Origin of the sequence: Streptomyces sp. WELS2, from assembly GCF_013870595.1 — a bacterium.
Classification (GTDB): Bacteria; Actinomycetota; Actinomycetes; order Streptomycetales; family Streptomycetaceae; genus Streptomyces.
In genome coordinates this window covers 1-2,883 of sequence record NZ_JACBWZ010000771.1, presented here as the reverse complement: position 1 = coordinate 2,883, position 2,883 = coordinate 1, and the positions used below count along the sequence as shown (strand labels likewise).

Here is a 2,883-nt window from a genome sequence, read left to right as displayed (position 1 = left end):
CGACGGTCGCCGACAGGTCCCCGGCCGCGGCCGTCTCCGGCAGCTCCTCCACGGGACGTTCGCCCCACCAGCGACGGCGGGCCGAGCGGGCCGCGGCTCGTGCGAGCACCTTGCGCACATAGGCCTCCGGCGCCTCGTCGGCGACCTTCGGCCAGACGAACCACAGCTTGACCAAGGACTCCTGCAACAGGTCCTCGGCCCGGTGCCGGTCGCCCCCGGTGAGCAGACGGGCCAGATGGAACAACACCGACCAGCGGGCCGCCACGAACGCGTCGTACTCACCGGCCCTGGCCTGCTCCATCCCCACGGTCCCCGTTCTCGCCGGCTGTCTACACCAGGAGAAAGGCCCTGGACCCCGGCCCGCGCTGCACTCGGCGGACGTGATCCGCGTCACGCACAGCCGACACACAGGCCCCGCGCAGTGTCACACAGGCCCCTGACCGGCCCGGACGAGCCGTCATGCCACGAAACCCCGGACCGGCTCAGCGACCCCCCAGGCCGGGAGTCCCGGGCTCGACGCGCCCGCCCCGCCAGGTCACGAGCCCCCGGACTCGCCGCGCCCGCCCCGTCAGGTCACGGAGTTCCAGGCTCCGACCGGGCGGCCCGCCATGGCACACGGCCCCGTCCCGGCCCGTGCTGTCCGCGAGGCCACGCAGACCCGGTACCGGATCAGGCGACCCGCAACCAGGTCACGGGCCCCGGCCTCGGCGCGAGGGCCCCGTCAGGTCACCGAGCCCCAACCCCCGCTCAAGCGCCCCGTGCCGGCTCAGTCCGCCCGCCAGTCACAGAGCCGGTCCCCGCTCAAGCGACCCGTAGCAGCAATACCGTCCGCTCCGGCACCGTGATGCGTGTGCCCGCCCGGTGGGCCGTGGCCGGGGTCTCGGTCTGTTCCTCCGCCGAGGTGTCGACGACCACCTCGTACCGTTCCGCCCACGGCGGGCCCGGCAGCACGAACCCGGTCGGCCGCTCGCCCGCGTGCAGCACCGCGAGGAAGCTGTCGTCCACCACCGGCGCGCCCCGCTCGTCCCGGCCGGGGATGTCCCGTCCGGACAGGTACATGCCGAGCGTGGCGGCGGGCGCGTACCAGTCGCCCTCGGTCATCTCCGTGCCCCGCGCGGTGAACCAGGCCAGGTCCCGCAGCCCGTCCGCGGTCTGCGCGCGGCCGGAGAAGAAGGCCCGCCGGCGCAGCACCGGGTGCCGGTGGCGCAGCGCGATCAGCCGCGCGGTCAGCTCCGACAGGGCCCGCCAGCCGGGCTCCTGAAGCAGCGACCAGTCCACCCAGCCGATCTCGTTGTCCTGGCAGTAGGCGTTGTTGTTGCCGTGCTGGGTGCGGCCGAACTCGTCGCCCGCGACCAGCATGGGCACACCGGTGGACAGCAGCAGGGTGGTGAGCAGGTTGCGCAGCTGCCGGCGGCGCAGCGCCCGTATCCCCTCGTCGCCGGTCTCGCCCTCCGCCCCGCAGTTCCAGGAGCGGTTGTCGTCGGTGCCGTCCCGGTTGTCCTCGCCGTTGGCCTCGTTGTGCTTGCTCTGGTACGACACCAGGTCGCGCAGGGTGAACCCGTCGTGCGCGGTGACGAAGTTGACCGAGGCGTAGGGGCGCCGGCCGCCCCAGGCGTACAGGTCGCTGGAGCCGGACAGCCGGTAGCCCATCTCCCGCACGTCGGGCAGGGCGCCCCGCCAGAAGTCCCGCACGGCGTTCCGGTAGCGGTCGTTCCACTCGGTCCACAGCGGCGGGAAGGCGCCCACCTGGTAGCCGCCGGAGCCGATGTCCCACGGTTCGGCGATCAGTTTCACCCGGCGCAGCACCGGGTCCTGGGCGATCACCGCCAGGAACGGCGAGAGCATGTCGACGTCGTGCATGGAGCGGGCCAGCGCCGCCGCCAGGTCGAAGCGGAAGCCGTCCACGCCCATCTCGGTCACCCAGTAGCGCAGCGAGTCGGTGATCAGCCGCAGCACCTGGGGCTGGACGACGTGCAGGGTGTTGCCGCAGCCGGTGTAGTCGGCGTAGCGGCGGGCGTCGTCCTGGAGCCGGTAGTAGCCGCGGTTGTCGATGCCCTTCAGGGACAGCGTCGGGCCCAGCTCGCCCGCCTCCGCGGTGTGGTTGTAGACCACGTCGAGGATGACCTCGACGCCGGCCGCGTGCAGCGCGCGCACCATCCGCTTGAACTCGCCGACCTGCCCGCCCGTCGTACCGGAGGCGGCGTACCCGGCGTGCGGGGCGAAGTAGCCGATGGAGTTGTAGCCCCAGTAGTTGGTCAGGCCCCGGCGCAGCAGGTGGTCCTCGTGCGCGAACTGGTGCACCGGCAGCAGTTCCACGGCCGTGACGCCCAGCTTCACCAGGTGCTCGATCGCGGCCGGGTGGGCGAGCCCCGCGTACGTGCCGCGCAGCTCCTCGGGGATGCCCGGATGCCGCTGGGTGAAGCCGCGCACGTGCAGTTCGTAGATGACCGAGTCGGCCCACGGCGTCTTGGGGCGCCGGTCGTCGGACCAGTCGTCGTCATCGTGGACGACGACCCCCTTCGGGACGTACGGCGCCGAGTCCCGCTCGTCGCGCACGGTGTCGGCCACCGACTGGTCCGGCCAGTCCCGCACGTGCCCGTACACCTCCGGCGGCAGCGCGAACTCGCCGTCCACCGCCCGCGCGTACGGGTCGAGCAGCAGCTTGGCCGGGTTCCAGCGGGCGCCGGTCCACGGGTCCCAGCGGCCGTCGACCCGGTAGCCGTACCGCTGCCCGGGCATCACCCCCGGCACGAAGCCGTGCCATATCTCGTGCGTCAGCTCGGTCAGCGGGATGCGGGTCTCCCGCCCGGCCTCGTCGAACAGGCACACCCGGACCCCCTCCGCGCCCGCCGCCCACAGCGCGAAGTTGGTGCCGGCGACCCC

2 protein-coding genes are annotated in these 2,883 nt (G+C 73.2%); both read right to left on the bottom strand.

Features of this window, described 5'->3' with window-relative positions:
- The coding region (locus H5J33_RS29575) for a sigma factor (RefSeq protein ID WP_309485516.1) at positions 1-301 on the bottom strand (301 nt) is incomplete at its 3' end.
- A 500-nt stretch (positions 302-801) separates the two neighbouring features.
- Positions 802-2,883, bottom strand: a 2,082-nt coding sequence (gene glgX / locus H5J33_RS29570) for a glycogen debranching protein GlgX (protein WP_181797867.1), incomplete at its 5' end; no start/stop codon positions are given.